Source organism: Georgenia satyanarayanai (genome assembly GCF_900116375.1).
Taxonomy (GTDB): Bacteria; Actinomycetota; Actinomycetes; order Actinomycetales; family Actinomycetaceae; genus Oceanitalea; species Oceanitalea nanhaiensis.
This window is the reverse complement of the sequence record NZ_UETB01000006.1, coordinates 22,482-36,910: the sequence shown is the minus strand read 5'-3', so window position 1 is coordinate 36,910 and position 14,429 is coordinate 22,482. Positions and strand designations below refer to the sequence as shown.

Annotated in this window: 10 protein-coding genes; 4 read left to right on the top strand and 6 right to left on the bottom strand. The window is 74.8% G+C overall.

Annotation, left to right across the window (positions count from 1 at the left end; translation table 11 throughout):
• Nucleotide 1: 1 nt before the first annotated feature.
• Complete coding sequence (locus DSZ44_RS09705) at nucleotides 2-1,063, bottom strand: Rv3626c family coenzyme F420 biosynthesis-associated protein (RefSeq protein ID WP_110852435.1); 1,062 nt, start codon at nucleotides 1,061-1,063, stop codon at nucleotides 2-4.
• Between the two features lie 128 nt (nucleotides 1,064-1,191).
• Nucleotides 1,192-2,565 (bottom strand): D-alanyl-D-alanine carboxypeptidase/D-alanyl-D-alanine endopeptidase, encoded by a 1,374-nt coding sequence (dacB, locus tag DSZ44_RS09700; RefSeq protein ID WP_181424597.1) that lies wholly within the window; start codon nucleotides 2,563-2,565, stop codon nucleotides 1,192-1,194.
• A 140-nt stretch (nucleotides 2,566-2,705) separates the two neighbouring features.
• Between dacB and DSZ44_RS09695 the strand changes: the two genes are divergently transcribed.
• A complete protein-coding gene (locus tag DSZ44_RS09695) occupies nucleotides 2,706-3,233 on the top strand; it encodes an inorganic diphosphatase (protein WP_110852433.1) in 528 nt (175 codons plus the stop codon).
• 1 nt (nucleotide 3,234) lies between these two features.
• Here the strand turns inward: DSZ44_RS09695 and DSZ44_RS09690 are convergent, their stop codons facing one another.
• On the bottom strand, nucleotides 3,235-4,644 hold the full coding sequence (locus DSZ44_RS09690; RefSeq protein ID WP_146237514.1) for a C40 family peptidase: 1,410 nt from the start codon (nucleotides 4,642-4,644) through the stop codon (nucleotides 3,235-3,237).
• Nucleotides 4,645-5,427: 783 nt separating this feature from the next.
• Between DSZ44_RS09690 and DSZ44_RS09680 the strand changes: the two genes are divergently transcribed.
• Genes DSZ44_RS09680 through DSZ44_RS09670 form a run of 3 tightly spaced genes read left to right on the top strand, consistent with a single transcriptional unit; the run spans nucleotide 5,428 to nucleotide 9,159 of the window.
• Nucleotides 5,428-6,753, top strand: a complete 1,326-nt coding sequence (locus DSZ44_RS09680) for a bifunctional o-acetylhomoserine/o-acetylserine sulfhydrylase (RefSeq protein WP_110852430.1) — start codon at nucleotides 5,428-5,430, stop codon at nucleotides 6,751-6,753.
• Between the two features lie 4 nt (nucleotides 6,754-6,757).
• A complete protein-coding gene (gene metX / locus DSZ44_RS09675; protein ID WP_110852429.1) occupies nucleotides 6,758-7,969 on the top strand; it encodes a homoserine O-acetyltransferase MetX in 1,212 nt (403 codons plus the stop codon).
• Between the two features lie 38 nt (nucleotides 7,970-8,007).
• Nucleotides 8,008-9,159, top strand: coding sequence for an alpha/beta hydrolase (locus DSZ44_RS09670; protein WP_258369387.1), 1,152 nt, complete (start codon nucleotides 8,008-8,010; stop codon nucleotides 9,157-9,159).
• Here DSZ44_RS09670 and DSZ44_RS09665 read toward each other — a convergent pair.
• From DSZ44_RS09665 to DSZ44_RS09655, 3 genes are all read right to left on the bottom strand, one after another.
• Nucleotides 9,125-10,234: a hypothetical protein gene (locus DSZ44_RS09665; RefSeq protein WP_110852428.1), complete on the bottom strand. Its 1,110-nt coding sequence runs from the start codon at nucleotides 10,232-10,234 to the stop codon at nucleotides 9,125-9,127. The genes DSZ44_RS09670 and DSZ44_RS09665 overlap by 35 nt on opposite strands.
• Nucleotides 10,235-10,385: 151 nt before the next feature.
• Nucleotides 10,386-13,265 (bottom strand): FAD-binding and (Fe-S)-binding domain-containing protein, encoded by a 2,880-nt coding sequence (locus tag DSZ44_RS09660; protein WP_110852427.1) that lies wholly within the window; start codon nucleotides 13,263-13,265, stop codon nucleotides 10,386-10,388.
• 45 nt (nucleotides 13,266-13,310) lie between these two features.
• Nucleotides 13,311-14,423 carry a bifunctional 2-methylcitrate synthase/citrate synthase gene (locus DSZ44_RS09655; RefSeq protein ID WP_110852426.1) on the bottom strand — a complete coding sequence of 371 codons (1,113 nt, stop codon included), beginning with the start codon at nucleotides 14,421-14,423 and terminating at the stop codon, nucleotides 13,311-13,313.
• Between the last annotated feature and the right edge of the window lie 6 nt (nucleotides 14,424-14,429).

Here is a 14,429-nt window from a genome sequence, read left to right as displayed (position 1 = left end):
CTCAGCCGTGGACCCGGCGCACCCAGGCGGTCGGGTCGGCGATCTCGGCGGGGGTCGGCAGGTTCTCCGCGGCCGCCCACACGGCGTTGAGCCCGTTGTGGCCCACCCGGTGGACGACCCCGCGGACGAAGTCGGCGCCGTTGCGGTACTGGGCGATCTTCGCGTCCATCCCCATGAGTCGACGCACGACGACGTCCAGGGTCCCGGTGCCCTCGCGGCGGCGCTCGAACTGGGTGCGGATGCGGGCCACGGAGGGCAGCACGCGGGGCCCGACGGCGTCCATGACGACGTCGGCGTGGCCCTCGAGCAGCGACATGACGGCGACGACCTCCGCGAGCCGCTCGCGCTCCTCCTCGGTGAGGACGGCGTCCACGAGCGGGCCGGCGAGTGCCTGCGCCGTCGGCGTCTCACCGCGCGGGGTGGTGACGGCCTCGACGACGGAGCGCAGGGTGCGCGCCAGGCGCTGGCCCCCACCCTCGGGGGAGGCGATGGAGGAGACGGTCGCGGTCATCCGCTCGGCGAGGTGGCCGGCGAGCCAGGGCGCGGCGGAGAACTGGACGGCGTGGGTCTGCTCGTGGAGGCAGACCCAGCGGCGGAAGTCGAGGGCGTCGAGGTCGAGCTCGCGCTCGACGTGGAGGATGTTCGGCGCGACGAGGAGGAGGTAGCCCGGCTCCTCGCTGCCACCGGCGCTGGTGAAGGGGTCGAACTGGCCCAGCACCTTCGTCGACAGGTAGGAGAGCATGACGCCGAGCTCCTCGCCGCCGAGGCGCGCGGCACCGGGCAGCGTGGTGGGCGGGAGCAGGTCGCCCACGAGATGGCGGAACATCCCGATGTTGGCCTCGGCCCAGCGCGCCCGGTCCACGACGTAGACGGGGCGCCGGGCGGCCTGCGCGGCGGCGTCGTCCAGGCCGGTGATGTCGGCGACGTGGCCCGGCGCCTCCCGCGCAGAGGTGTGGAGCACGGTGACCAGGCCACGGGCCTCGGCGCGCCCGGCGCGAGGTCCGGGCCGGGACAGCACGGCGGCACGGTGGCGGGCCGCCCGCCAGTCGATGGGAGAGCTCATGCGGTCACGCTATCCCGCGCACCGGTCGCCGGCGCAGCGCCGTCCCCGATCGTCGCAGCTGGTGGGTCCGGCGACGCCTCCGGGCGCTGCGGCGTCGGCGGAGCCACCAGCTGCGCAGTGCGGAGACGCTAGCCGCACGCGCAGGTGGTGACCTCGGCGGCCCACTCGTCGATGGCGGCGCGGGCCGGGCCCACGCCGCCGAGCTCGAGCTCGTCGGCCACGACGGCGAAGACGAGCAGCCGGCCCCGGACGTCCTGGACGAGACCGGTGAGGCTGACGGCCGTGGTGAGCGTGCCCGTCTTGGCCCGCAGCACCCCGGCCGCCGGGCCCATCGGCCGTGACCTCAGCGTGCCCTCGAGGCCGGCGGCGGGCACGCCCGTGACGGCGCCGCGCAGCTCGGGGCGCTCCATCGCGGTGGTGAGGACGTCCGCGAGGACGTGCGCCGGGACCTGGTTCTCCACGAGGAGACCGGAGGTGTCGGCGAGGGTGACGCCGTCGGTGTCGATCCCGAGCCCGGCGAGCCGGTCGACGACGGCGCGGGCGGCGCCCGCGAAGGTGGCCTCCTCGCCGTCGGCGACGGCGACGAGCCGGGAGAGCACCTCCGCCACCGAGTTCTCCGACACCGCCAGGGTGTGGGCGACGACGTCGCGCAGGGGCGCGGACTCCACCGCTCCCAGCTCCTGGCCGTCCGCGGGGGCGACGGCACGGACCACCTCCCCGCGGACCTCGACGCCCTCGGCGCGCAGCGCGTCCGCGAAGGCGGCGCCGGCCGCGAGGGCCGGGTCCTCCCGGTACCCGCCGCTCGGGTCGACGCCGGCCCGCACGGCCAGCGGCTGGACCGGCATGACGAAGTCGAGGTCGATACCGCCCCACCCGGGGGCGTAGAGCGGGCCGGTGAACAGGGAGTCGTCCACGGCCACGCTCACCTCCTGCCCGGCGAGCGCCGGTGCGGCCTGGGCAGCGAGGTCGCGCAGCGAGGCGCGGCCCACGACGTCGCGCGGGTTGGCCTCGCCGTCGGTGAGGAGGATGTCCCCGCCGCCGACGAGCACCACCTGCCCGCCCTCCCCGGCCACCGCCGTCGTGCGCAGGACGTGGCCGGGGCCGAGCGCGTCGAGCGCCGCGACGGCACCGAGGAGCTTGACGGACGAGGCGGGGGTACGCGGCCGGGAACCACCGACGTCGACGAGCACCTCCCCGGTGAGGGCGTCCTCCACGACGACGCCGACGTCCCCGCCGGTGCGCTCGTCGGCGACGAGCGCCTCGCTGAGCTCGGTGAGCCGCTGCGCCGACGGCACCTGTGCCTGCGGGTCGAGGCCCGGCACGAGCGGCGCGGCCGGCGCGGCGGTCGGCTCCGGGAAGGGAGCGGGTTCGGGGACCGGCGGCCGGGTGGTGAGGACACCGGGGACGAGGTCGGCGGCGTCGGCCGCGCCGTAGCCGCCCACGAGGAGGAGGAGCAGGGTGGTGACGGCGGCCGTCACCCGCCGCCTGCTGCTCGACGCCACGCCGGCCGCCACCCTCCTGCGCCACGTCGTGGCCGCGTTCTGCGAACTCGTAGGTCAGACTAGTGCCCGGTAACGACATGAGCGCACCCCCGGTCCCGCACCCCGGCGAGGCTCCGGCGCCCAGGAGAAGAGGTCAGGCAGTGGAGTTCGACGTCACGATCGAGATCCCCAAGGGGAACCGCAACAAGTACGAGGTGGATCACGAGACCGGACGGATCCGCCTGGACCGGATGCTCTTCACCTCCACCCGTTACCCCGACGACTACGGCTTCATCGAGATGACCCTCGGCGAGGACGGGGACCCCCTGGACGCGCTCGTCCTCCTCGAGGAGCCCACCTTCCCCGGCTGCCTCATCCGCTGCCGCGCGCTGGGCATGTTCCGCATGCGTGACGAGGCCGGCGGTGACGACAAGGTGCTGTGCGTGCCCACCGGTGACCAGCGCGCGTCGTGGCGCACGGACATCGAGGACGTCAGCGAGTTCCACCGCCTGGAGATCCAGCACTTCTTCGAGGTCTACAAGGACCTCGAGCCCGGCAAGTCCGTCGAGGGCGCGCACTGGGTGGGCCGCGAGGAGGCGGAGGAGGAGATCCGCCGCTCCTTCCAGCGCGCCAAGGACTCCGGCTACTACGAGCACGCCGACCCGCACGGGCCGGGTCAGGCCGAGTAGCTCAGACCCGCCCGCCGTAGGGCAGGACGTTCGGCCAGTACATGGGGACGAGCTCGACGTTCTTGCCCGGCGACGGCGCGTGCAGGCGCATCCCGCCACCGGCGTAGATCGCCACGTGGTAGATCCCCGAGGCGGCACTGTTGTTGGAGTAGAAGATGAGGTCGCCGGGCTGGAGCTGGTCGACCGGCACACGGCTCGTGGCCGCGTACTGCGCCTTCGTCGTGCGCGGCAGGGAGATCCCGGCGCGGGCGAAGGCGGTCTGGGTCAGGCCCGAGCAGTCGTAGCCGTTCGGCCCGGCGGCGCCCCACACGTAGGGCTTGCCCAGCTGCGTGCGGGCCCAGTCCAGGGCCGCACGCGCCCCGCTCGACGACGACGGTGGCGGCTGGGGTGCCGGCTCGGGCTTCGGTTCGGGCTTGGGCGGGGCGGGGGTGGTCGGCTCGGGGGCCGGGCGCGTCGGCTCCGGCGCGGGCCGCGTCGGCTCCGGCGCGGGTCGGGTGGGCTCGGGTGCCGGCCGGGCGGGCTCGGGCGCGGGCCGGGACGGCTCGCTCTCGGGCCGCGACGGCGCGGGGGCGGGCTGGGCCGGAGAAGCGGGCCGCTCGTTGGCGCGGGACGCGGTGTCCTGCTCGCGCGCAGCCTCGAGCGCCGCGGCACGGGCGACCTGCGCCTCACGGCGGCGGCGCTCCTCGTCCTGGGCGTCCTGGCGCTCCCGCTCGAGCTCGGCCGTCGTGCCGCGCTGCTCCGCGAGCTGGGCGATGAGCCCCTCGCGGCGGTCGGCGGACAGCGCGAGCTGGGTCTCGGCTCCGCTGGCGGCGGCGCGGGTCTCCTCGGCAGCCGCGGCGAGCGCCGCCGTCGCGTCCTGCTGCGCGGCAGCGGCCTCGTCGGCCCGGCGCTGGAAGGTGGCGGCGACGAGCTCGGTCGCCTGGAACCGCTGCAGCGTCTCGTCGGCGCGGGTACCCATACGCTCGGTGGTGGTCGCGCGCTGCATGGCGTTCTCGAAGCTGTCGGCCGACAGGAGCGGCTCGATGGGCCCGAGGGCGCCGGGTCCGGAACGGTAGGCGGACATCGCGATGCGCCCGATCTCGGTGCGCTGCTGCTCGACCTCCGCCTGCGCGGTCTCGGCGGCCTCGCGGGCCTCGTCGGCGCGGGCGGTCGCCTCGTCGAGGGCCTCCTGCGCGCCGAGGTAGTCCTCGTTGGCCAGCTGGGCGCGCACCGTCGCGTCCTCGAGCTGGGTGGCCAGGGTGGCGAGCTCGACCTCGAGCTCGGCGATGCTCGAGGCAGTGCGCCCCTCGGCCTCGCGGGCGGTGGCGATGTCCTCCTCGCTGGGCGGCTCGGCCGTGGCCGAGCTGACGAGCACACCGCTGGTGAGCGCGAGCACGGCGACGGACACCGCTGCCTGTCGCCGACGGTCCAACCAGCCCACAGTGCCTCCTCTGCCGCCCGCTCAGGCGGCCTCACGCAGCGCCGGGTGCGGCACCGACGGACACGCTAGCGCGTCAAACCTCAGAACGGAACACCCGTAACACCAGTCCCACGAGTCACAGCCATGTCATTCCTGCCCCACTCACCGCACCCCACCCTCGCGAGCGCTGAGCTGTTACCGCACCCCACCCTCGCGAGCGCTGAGTTGTTACTCCGCCCCAGAGCCTCGCGAGCGCTGAGTTGTTACCGCACCCAGAGCCTCGCGAGCGCTGAGTTGTTCCTCGCATCCCAGAGCCTCGCGAGCGCTGAGTTGTTCCTCGCGAGCGTTGAGTCGGTACTGGAACCCACGCCCTTCACGCGCTGAGGAACTGTGCACGCACTCTCCGACACAAGCCCTCCGCGCCTGACCTTCCACCCGCCCCGTAACAACTCAGCGCTCGCCGGGACGCGGCGCCAACAACTCAGCGCTCGCCGGGACGCGGCGCCAACAACTCAGCGCTCGGCGGGGAGGGGTGGGGCCGCCGTGTCCAGCTCCGTCCACGTGCTGGACGGGCCGCGTTCCCGGGTCCGCTGCGCGAGACGCCCCTTCTCAGCCGCTCCGGGCCTTCCTAGGCTCCCCAGCATGAGCCGACGAATGTGCACGTGACACCGCGCACCGTTGCCATGCCCGCCGCCCCCGGCGCCAGGCCCCCGTGCGCCACCGCCCCCTCCGCGGGACCGGCGTGACGGCAGGGAGCCGGCTCGCCCCCGCTCCCCCACACCCTGGAGAACTGACATGACCGAGTCCACCTGGTCCTTCGAGACCAAGCAGATCCACGCGGGCCAGCAGCCCGACCCCGCCACCGGTGCGCGCGCCCTGCCGATCTACCAGACCACCTCCTACGTCTTCGACAGTGCCGAGCAGGCCGCCAACCGCTTCGCGCTGGCCGAGCTCGGCCCGATCTACACCCGCATCACCAACCCGACCCAGGGCGCGGTCGAGGACCGCATCGCGGCGCTCGAGGGTGGCGTGGGCGGGCTCCTCGTCGCCTCCGGCCAGGCCGCGGAGACCTTCGCGATCCTCAACATCGCCGAGGCCGGCGACCACGTCGTCGCCAGCCCCAGCCTCTACGGCGGCACCTACAACCTCCTGCGTCACACGCTGCCCAAGTACGGGATCACGACGACGTTCGTCACCGACCCCGACGACCCCCAGGCCTGGCGCGACGCGGTCCAGCCGAACACCAAGCTCTTCTTCGCCGAGACCATCCCCAACCCCAAGCAGGACGTCCTCGACATCGAGACCGTCTCGGGGATCGCCCACGAGAACGGCGTGCCGCTCGTCGTGGACAACACGGTGGCCACGCCCTACCTCATCCGCCCGCTCGAGCACGGCGCGGACATCGTCGTCCACTCGGCCACCAAGTACCTCGGCGGCCACGGCACCTCGATCGCCGGCGCCATCGTCGACGGCGGGCGGTTCGACTGGTCCGCCGACCCGGAGAAGTACCCGAACTACAACACCCCCGACCCGAGCTACAACGGTCTGGTCTACAAGGACCTGGGAGCCCCCGCCTTCATCCTCAAGGCGCGCGTCCAGCTCCTGCGCGACATCGGCGCGGCCGTCTCCCCGTTCAACGCCTTCCTCATCGGCCAGGGCATCGAGACGCTCTCGCTGCGCATGGAGCGTCACGTGGCCAACGCCCAGCGCGTCGCCGAGTTCCTCGAGCAGGAGGACCAGGTGACCAAGGTCGGCTACGCGGGCCTGCCGTCCTCCCCGTGGCACGAGCGCGCCCGGCACTACGCCCCCAAGGGCGCCGGCGCCGTGCTCACCTTCGAGCTGGCGGGCGGCTACGAGGCGGGCATCGCCTTCGTCGACGCCCTCGAGCTGCACTCCAACGTCGCCAACATCGGCGACGTCCGCTCCCTCGTCATCCACCCGGCGTCCACGACCCACTCCCAGCTCGACGAGGCCGCCCTCGCCGCCGCCGGCGTGAGCCCGGGCCTCGTGCGCCTCGCGGTCGGCCTCGAGCACATCGACGACATCCTCGCCGACCTGCAGACGGGTCTGCGCGCCGCGGCCGCGGTCTCCCAGGCAGCCGCGGCGGTCGGGGGCGAGTAGGACCGTGTCCCCCGAGGAGCGCCGCCCGCACGCGGTGAGCGGTCAGGCCACCGCTCACCGCGTGCGGGCACGCCTCGACTCCGAGGCGCTCCCCGCCACCGGGGCCTGGCGTCCCGAGCACGGGCCCGGGCAGCGGCAGTTCCTCGACATCGGCTCGCTCCACCTCGAGGCCGGTGGCCGGCTGCCCGCGGTCACGCTGGCCTACGAGACGTGGGGCGAGCTCACCCCGGCCCGCGACAACGCGGTGCTCATCTGCCACGCGCTCACGGGGGACGCGCACGTCGCCGGTCCGGCCGGCCCGGCCCACCCCAGCCCCGGCTGGTGGTCGGCCGTCGTGGGACCGGGCCTGGCGATCGACACCGACCGCTGGTTCGTCGTCGCCGTCAACGTCCTGGGCGGCTGCCAGGGCTCCACCGGGCCGTCCTCGCCCGCGCCGGACGGCACCCCGTGGGGCAGCCGCTTCCCCAGCGTCACCGTCCGCGACCAGGTGGCCGCCGAGCTCGAGCTGAGCGACCGGCTGGGCATCGGGCAGTGGGCGCACGTCGTCGGCGCCTCCATGGGCGGGCACCGGGTGCTCGAGTGGGCCATCACCGCCCCGTCCCGGGTCCGCTCGGCGGCGGTCATCGCCTCAGGCGCGCAGACGACGGCGGACCAGATCGCGTGGGCGCACGCCCAGATCTCCGCGATCGAGCTCGACGGGAACTTCCGCGGCGGCGACTACTACGACGCCCCGCCCGGACAGGGTCCGCACGCCGGCCTCGCGCTGGCCCGCCGCATCGCCCACACGACCTACCGCAGCGCCGAGGAGCTGGAGGGCCGCTTCGGGCGTCTCCCTCAGCACGCCGAGGAACCGCTGCTCGGCGGTCGCTTCGCGGTCCAGTCCTACCTGGACCACCACGGCACCAAGCTCGCCCAGCGCTTCGACGCCAACAGCTACCTCGCCCTCACCCGCTCGATGCTCACCCACGACGTCGGCCGCGACCGCGGCGGGGTCGAGGCCGCGCTGGCGGAGGTGACGGCGGACGTCCTCGTCATCGCCGTCGAGTCCGACCGCCTGTTCCTCCCGCACGAGTCGGAGCGCATCGCCGCCGGCGTGCCCGGCTCCGGACCGGTCCGCTACCTGCGCTCGCCCTACGGCCACGACGGGTTCCTCATCGAGCACGACCAGGTCACCCGGCACCTCGGCGGCTTCCTCAAGCAGGTCGCCCGGTCCTGACGCGTGCGCCGCGCGTCCGTCCGGGCGACCATGGGCGGGTGCCGAGCATCCCCTTCCTGCGCCCGACCCCCGACGTCGAGGACGCCCCCGAGGAGGAGGGCCGCTACGACCCCGACGCCGCCCTCGGTGAGCTGCCGGTCGCGCCCGTGGGCCGCTGGGGCCCGGACGTCCTCGGCGACGGCTTCACCGCCCGCACCGTCGAGCTGCTGCCGGACGAGGACGGTCCCGTCGTCGCCACCGTCGTGCGCTACCGGCCCGAGGACGACCCGGACGGGCCACCGGCCGCCCCGCCGCGTTTCGTCATGCTCCACCTGCACGGGTGGAACGACTACTTCCACCAGCGCGAGCTCGCCCGCCGGTGCGCCGCGGAGGGCGCCGCGTTCTACGCCCTCGACCTGCGCCGCTACGGACGCAGCCTGCGCCCCGGTCAGCTCCGCGGGTACGTCGAGTCCCTGTCGACCTACGACGAGGAGATCCACGCCGCGCGCGCTCTCATCCGCGCCGACCACCCCGACCTCGGCGACGTCGTCCTCATGGGTCACTCGACCGGCGGCCTCACCGCCGCGCTGTGGGCCCACCGCCATCCCGGTGCGCTGCGTGCCCTCGTCCTCAACGCCCCGTGGCTGGAGCTGCAGGGCTCGTGGATCCTGCGCACGCTGGGGCACCCGGTCATCGAGACCCTCGCCCGCTACCAGCCGACGGCGGCCCTGCCCCTCAGGGACCTCGGCTTCTACAGCCGCATCCTCGCCGGGCGGGCGGGGGACGCGACGGACGGCGAGGACACCCTGCCCGAGCTCGGCCCGGAGCAGCTGACCGACCCCGCGCACACCGGCTGGCCGCTCGAGCCCGCCTGGCGCACGACCCCCAGCGCCCCGATCCGTCCCGGCTGGCTGGCCGCCGTCCTCGCCGGCCACGGTCAGGTGGCGGCCGGCCTCGACATCACCTGCCCGGTGCTCGTCCTCGTCTCGGACAAGTCACTGTTCGGGCCGAGGTGGTCGGAGCAGATGCGCGGCGCGGACACGGTCATCGACGCCGAGCTCACCGCGCGCCGCGCGCTCGGGCTGGGGCCGCTCGTCACGGTCGCGCGGGTACGCGACGCCGTCCACGACGTCCTGCTCTCCCCCGCCGCGGTCCGCGGCTGGGCCTACGAGGAGCTCACTCGCTGGCTGCGCGCCTACGCCGACGCCTGAGCCCCGAGCCCGCCCGGCGGCGCCCGCGCGCGCGGAGGGCGCGCAGCTCCTCGCGCGCCTCGTGCAGGCTCGGCCCCTCCTCGCCGAAGCGCCACGCGTCCCACGCGCCGGCGGTGACCGGCTCGCCGGCGACGGCGCCGGCCGCGGCCTCGGGCGCCCCGAAGGAGCGGCCCTCGACGACGATCCACCCGTCGGTCCGGAGCGTCGCCTCGCCGCGGCCACCGTCACGGGTCCACACCAGGGTGGCCGGCCCGCCGAGCATCTCGCCGATGCCGAGCAGGTCCTCGTCCGGGGCGGCCGGCTGCCCGGGCCCGGGCGTGGGCTCGGCGTGCTGGCCCGACGCGGCGCCCTCGGGCGCCGCGTGTGCGGGCTCGGCGGGTGCGGGGTCCGCGGCCGCCGGAGCGGCGGCACGACGGCCGTGCGCCGGCCTCGCGGGTGCCGGCACGTCCTCGGCGGGAGGCGGCTCGGGCAGTCCGGGGGACGACGCCTCGAGGGCGGCGACCGTGCGGCCGGGCAGCAGCCACGGCAGCGGGGCGACGGGCACGCTGACCTCGGTGACGTCGAGGAAGAGCCGACCGCTCGACATCACCCGGACCGCGAGCTCGTGGACGACGACCCCTGCCCCGGCGAGCGCGTCGAGGGCCTGCCGGGCGTCGTCGTCGATCTGCGCGGCGACGACGTGCACCCGGGCGGTGACGACCGTCCCGACCGGCTGCGACTCGCGGAAGGCGTTCCAGTCCCGACGGAAGGCACCCACGCCGGTGGGGTAGCTGCGGGCGACGTCGATCCAGCCGCGCTCGGCGGAGTGACCGGCCCGTCCGAGGGCGGCGACGAGGGCACGGGCGTCGAGCCGCTCGAGCACCTCGACGCTGACGACGTGGCCGGCGGGGTCCATCGCGGTGAGGCGCGGGGCGCCGTCGTCGTCCTGCCAGGTGACGGGGAAGACGGGCAGCCGGAGCATCTCCAGGACCTGTGCCCGGACGGCGTCGAGCACGGCGGGGTCGACGGGGTCGGTGACGGCGTGGCCGATCTGCGCCGGGATCAGCTGGCCGGCCTCGAACTCGAACAGCGGCATACTCGACCTGAACTCTCGCGTGGGGACCGGGGTCATCTTCTCATGCCACCCCCGCCTCTCAAGGGCTCGCGGGGCCCCTCGAAAGGACGGTTCTCAGCGCCTCCCCGGCCCGTGCCACCGACAGCGCGCGGACCGCCGGGAGCGCAGGGGGTCAGCGGCGCTCGCCGGCGAGGAGCTGGGCGAGGTGGACGCCCTGGCGGCCGGCGAGCTGGGCGGCCTGCGTCCGGCAGGAGTAGCCGTCGGCGAGGTAGACCGCCTCGGGTCCGGCCTCCCGCAGCGCGGGGAGCAGCGCGTTCTCCGCGACCTGGACGGAGACGTCGTAGTGGCCCTTCTCCATGCCGAAGTTCCCGGCCAGCCCGCAGCAGCCGGCGAGCCGGGTGACCTGCGCGCCGGCCCTGGCGAGGATCGCGGCGTCGGCCTCCCAGCCCATGACGGAGTGGTGGTGGCAGTGCGGCTGCGCGACGACCTCGACACCCTCGAGCGACGGCGGCTGCCACTCCTCCCCCGGCCCGAGCGGCGCCGGGGCGGTGAGGAGCTCGGCCAGGGTGTGGGTGCTCTCGGCGATCATCCGCGCGCGAGGGTCCTCGGGGAAGAGGTCGAGGAGGTCGTCGCGCAGGACGCCCGTGCACGAGGGCTCGACACCGACGATCGGGACGCCGTTCGCGGCGAAGGGCGCGAGGACCGACATCGTGTGCTCGAGCTGGCGGCGTGCGCCGTCGAGCTGGCCGGTGGAGATCCAGGTGAGGCCGCAGCACGCCTGCTCGTCGGGCACGACCACCTCGTACCCCGCGTCGCGCAGCACCCGCACCATGGCACGGGCACCGGCACCGTCGAGCGTCTCGGAGAACGAGTCCGCCCACAGCAGCACCCGCCGCCGCTCCGCCTGGTCCCACCCGGCCGACGTCTGGACGCCGGACGTGACGTCGTGCTTCGTGGCCCACCTGGAGAAGCGCTCCGTCGCGAACGACACCATCTGGCGCCTGGTGTCCATGCCACCGGCCCGCATCACCAGCCTCGCCACGGGGCGCACGCCGAGGACGGCGTTGACGAGGCGCGCGACGGCGGGCACACGGGTGACGAGCCCGGCCCAGCGCGGCAGCCAGCCGAGGGCGTAGTGGTTGACCGGCCGCAGCCGGCCCCGGTAGCTGCGGTGGAGCACCTCGGACTTGTACCGCGCCATGTCGACCCCGGCCGGGCAGTCGCTCGAGCAGGCCTTGCAGGACAGGCACAGGTCGAGGGACTCGTGCAGGGCGGGGCTGCGCACGTCGGCCACGAGGGTGCCGTTGGCCAGCTCCTGGAGCATGCGCGCCCGGCCGCGGGTCACGTCCTTCTCCTCGTGCGTCGCCCGGAAGGACGGGCACATGAAGCCGCCGGCCGCGGAGGTGTCGGCACGGCACTTGCCCACGCCGGTGCAGCGGTGGGCCGCGGTGGTGAGGTCCCCGCCGTCCTCGTGGAAGGTGAAGCCACCGGCCACGGGCAGCAGCGGCCGGGCGTGGGGACGCCGCAGGTCCGCGTCGAGCGGGCGCGGGCGCACGAGCACGCCCGGATTGAGCTGCTCGGCCGGGTCGAAGAGCGTCTTGACCTGCCCGAAGAGGTCGATCGTCCCCGGGCTGTACATGAGCGGGAGCAGCTCGCTGCGGGCGCGGCCGTCCCCGTGCTCGCCGGACAGCGACCCGCCGTAGGAGGTGACGAGCTCGGCGGAGGCGACGAGGAAGTCGCGGGACGGCCTGATGCCGTCGGGCGTGTCGAGCGGCAGGTCGATGCGCACGTGCATGCAGCCGTCGCCGAAGTGGCCGTACAGGAGGCCGTCGACCCCGTGGTCGGCCATGAGCGCCTCGAAGTCGCGCAGGTAGGCGCCCAGCTTCTCCGGCGGGACGGCGGCGTCCTCCCAGCCGGGCCAGCCCTGCGCGCCGGACGGCGTGCGCCCGCCCAGCCCGGCGCCGTCGGCGCGGATCCGCCACAGCGCCTCGGCCTGCGGGCCGGCCGGCACGACGGCGACGGCGTCGGTCCCGGCGTCCGCGGCGAGGCGGCGCGCCCGGTCGAGCGCGTCGGCGTCGTCCTGCCCGCCGACCTCGACGAGGAGCCAGCCCGCGCCGCGCGGCAGCTCGGGGACGGCCTGCGGCCCGTGGTGGCGGCGCACGACGTCGACGAGCCGGGCGTCGATGCCCTCGACGGCGAGCGGGTCGTGGGCGAGCAGCGCGGGCACGGCGTCCGCGGCGGAGGCCATGTCCGGGTAGCCGAGCGCGACGAGCACCGGCGCGCTGGGCACGGGGACGAGGTCGACGGTGGCCCCGAGCACGGTGACGAGCGTGCCCTCGGTGCCGACGAGCATCTTGGCGAGGTCCGCCCCGTTCTCGGGCAGGAGGTGCTCGAGGCTGTAGCCGGAGACCTGCCGCTTGAAGCGGCCCAGCTCGGTGCGGATCGTCGCCAGGTTGGCCCGGACGAGCCCGTCCAGGCCGGGCACGGCGTCGAGGCTGCCGCGCCCCGCGGTGAAGGACCGGCCGGTGCCGTCGACGACGTCGAGGCCGGAGACGTTGTCCGCGGTGCGGCCGTAGGCGACGGCGTGCGGCCCGCAGGCGTTGTTGCCGATCATCCCGCCGAAGGTGGCCCGGTTCTGGGTCGAGGGGTCGGGCCCGAAGCGCAGCCCGTGCGGCTTGGCGGCGCGCTGCAGGTCGGACATGACGACACCCGGCTCCACGCGCGCGGTGCGAGCCTCGGGGTCGAGCTCGAGGATGCGGTTGACGTGGCGGGAGAAGTCGATGACGACGCCGGGGCCGATGGAGTTGCCGGCGATCGACGTCCCGCCGCCGCGCGTGGTGACCGGTGCGCCCAGCCGCCGCGCGGTGTCGAGGGCGGCGCGCGCGTCGTCGACGTCGCGGGGGATGACGACGACGTCGGGCACCACCCGGTAGTTCGAGGCGTCGGTGGAGTACAGACCGCGGTGGAGCGTGTCGTCGTGGACGTCGCCGTCGACGGCCCGGCGCAGGGAGGCGACGAGGTCGGTGCGCTGGTCGGTCACGAGGTCGGTCACCCTCCGATCCTGCCACCTCTACCGCTGCACGGGCCGCACCGTCCGTCAGGTGCGGGGACCCAGGTGCCGCTCGGTCGGCCCGACGTAGGCGGACAGCGGCCGGATGAGCGCGTTGTCCGCGGCCTGCTCCATGATGTGCGCCGTCCACCCGGTCACGCGTGCCGCGACGAACAGCGGCGTGAACGTCGCGGTGTCGAAGCCCATGAGGTGGTAGGCGGGCCCCGAGGGGTAGTCGAGGTTGGGCCGGATGCCCGTGCGGGCGACCATCGCCGCCTCGATCGCGTCGTAGAGCGCGAGCAGCTCCTGGTTGCCGGTGCGCTCGACGAGCCGGTCCAGGGCCGCCTTCATCGTCGGGACCCGCGAGTCGCCGTGCTTGTAGACACGGTGACCGAAGCCCATGACCTTGCGCTTCTCCGCGAGCGCCCGGTCCACCCACTCCTCCGCGCGTCCCGCCTCGCCGACCTCCTCGAGCACCGCCATGACCGCCTCGTTGGCGCCGCCGTGCAGCGGCCCCTTGAGCGCGCCGATCGCGCCGACGACGGCGGAGTACAGGTCCGCGCCGGTGGAGGTGATGACCCGTGCGGTGAAGGTCGAGGCGTTGAAGGAGTGCTCGGCGTAGAGGATGAGGGAGACCCGGAAGGCGTCGACGACGACGGGGTCGGGCACCTCCCCGAAGGTCATGTGGAGGAAGTTCTCGATGAACCCGAGGTCCGGGCGGGGTGCGACGAGCTCCTCGCCGCGCCGGCGACGCTGGTCGTAGGCGATGACGGCCGGGATCTGGCTGAGCAGGCCCACGGCCTTGCCGGCGTCCGCCGCGCGGTCGCCCACGCGCCGGTCGTTCGCCCCGAGGACGCTGACGGCGGTGCGCAGGACGTCCATCGGGTGTGCCGCCGTCGGGACGAGGTCGACGGCGGCCCGTACCCGGTCCGACAGTGCCCGCTGGGCGCGTCCCTCCCCCTCGAAGGCGACACGCTCGAGCGGTGCGGGCAGCTCGCCGTGCCACAGGAGGTAGGCGACCTCCTCGAAGGTGCAGCGCTCGGCCAGCTCGGGGACCGGGTAGCCGCGGTAGAGCAGCGAGCTGGTCTCCGGGTCGACCTCCGAGACGGCCGTGGTGTCGGCGACGACGCCCACCAGGCCCTTGCGGATCTCTTCGCTCATGGCTCG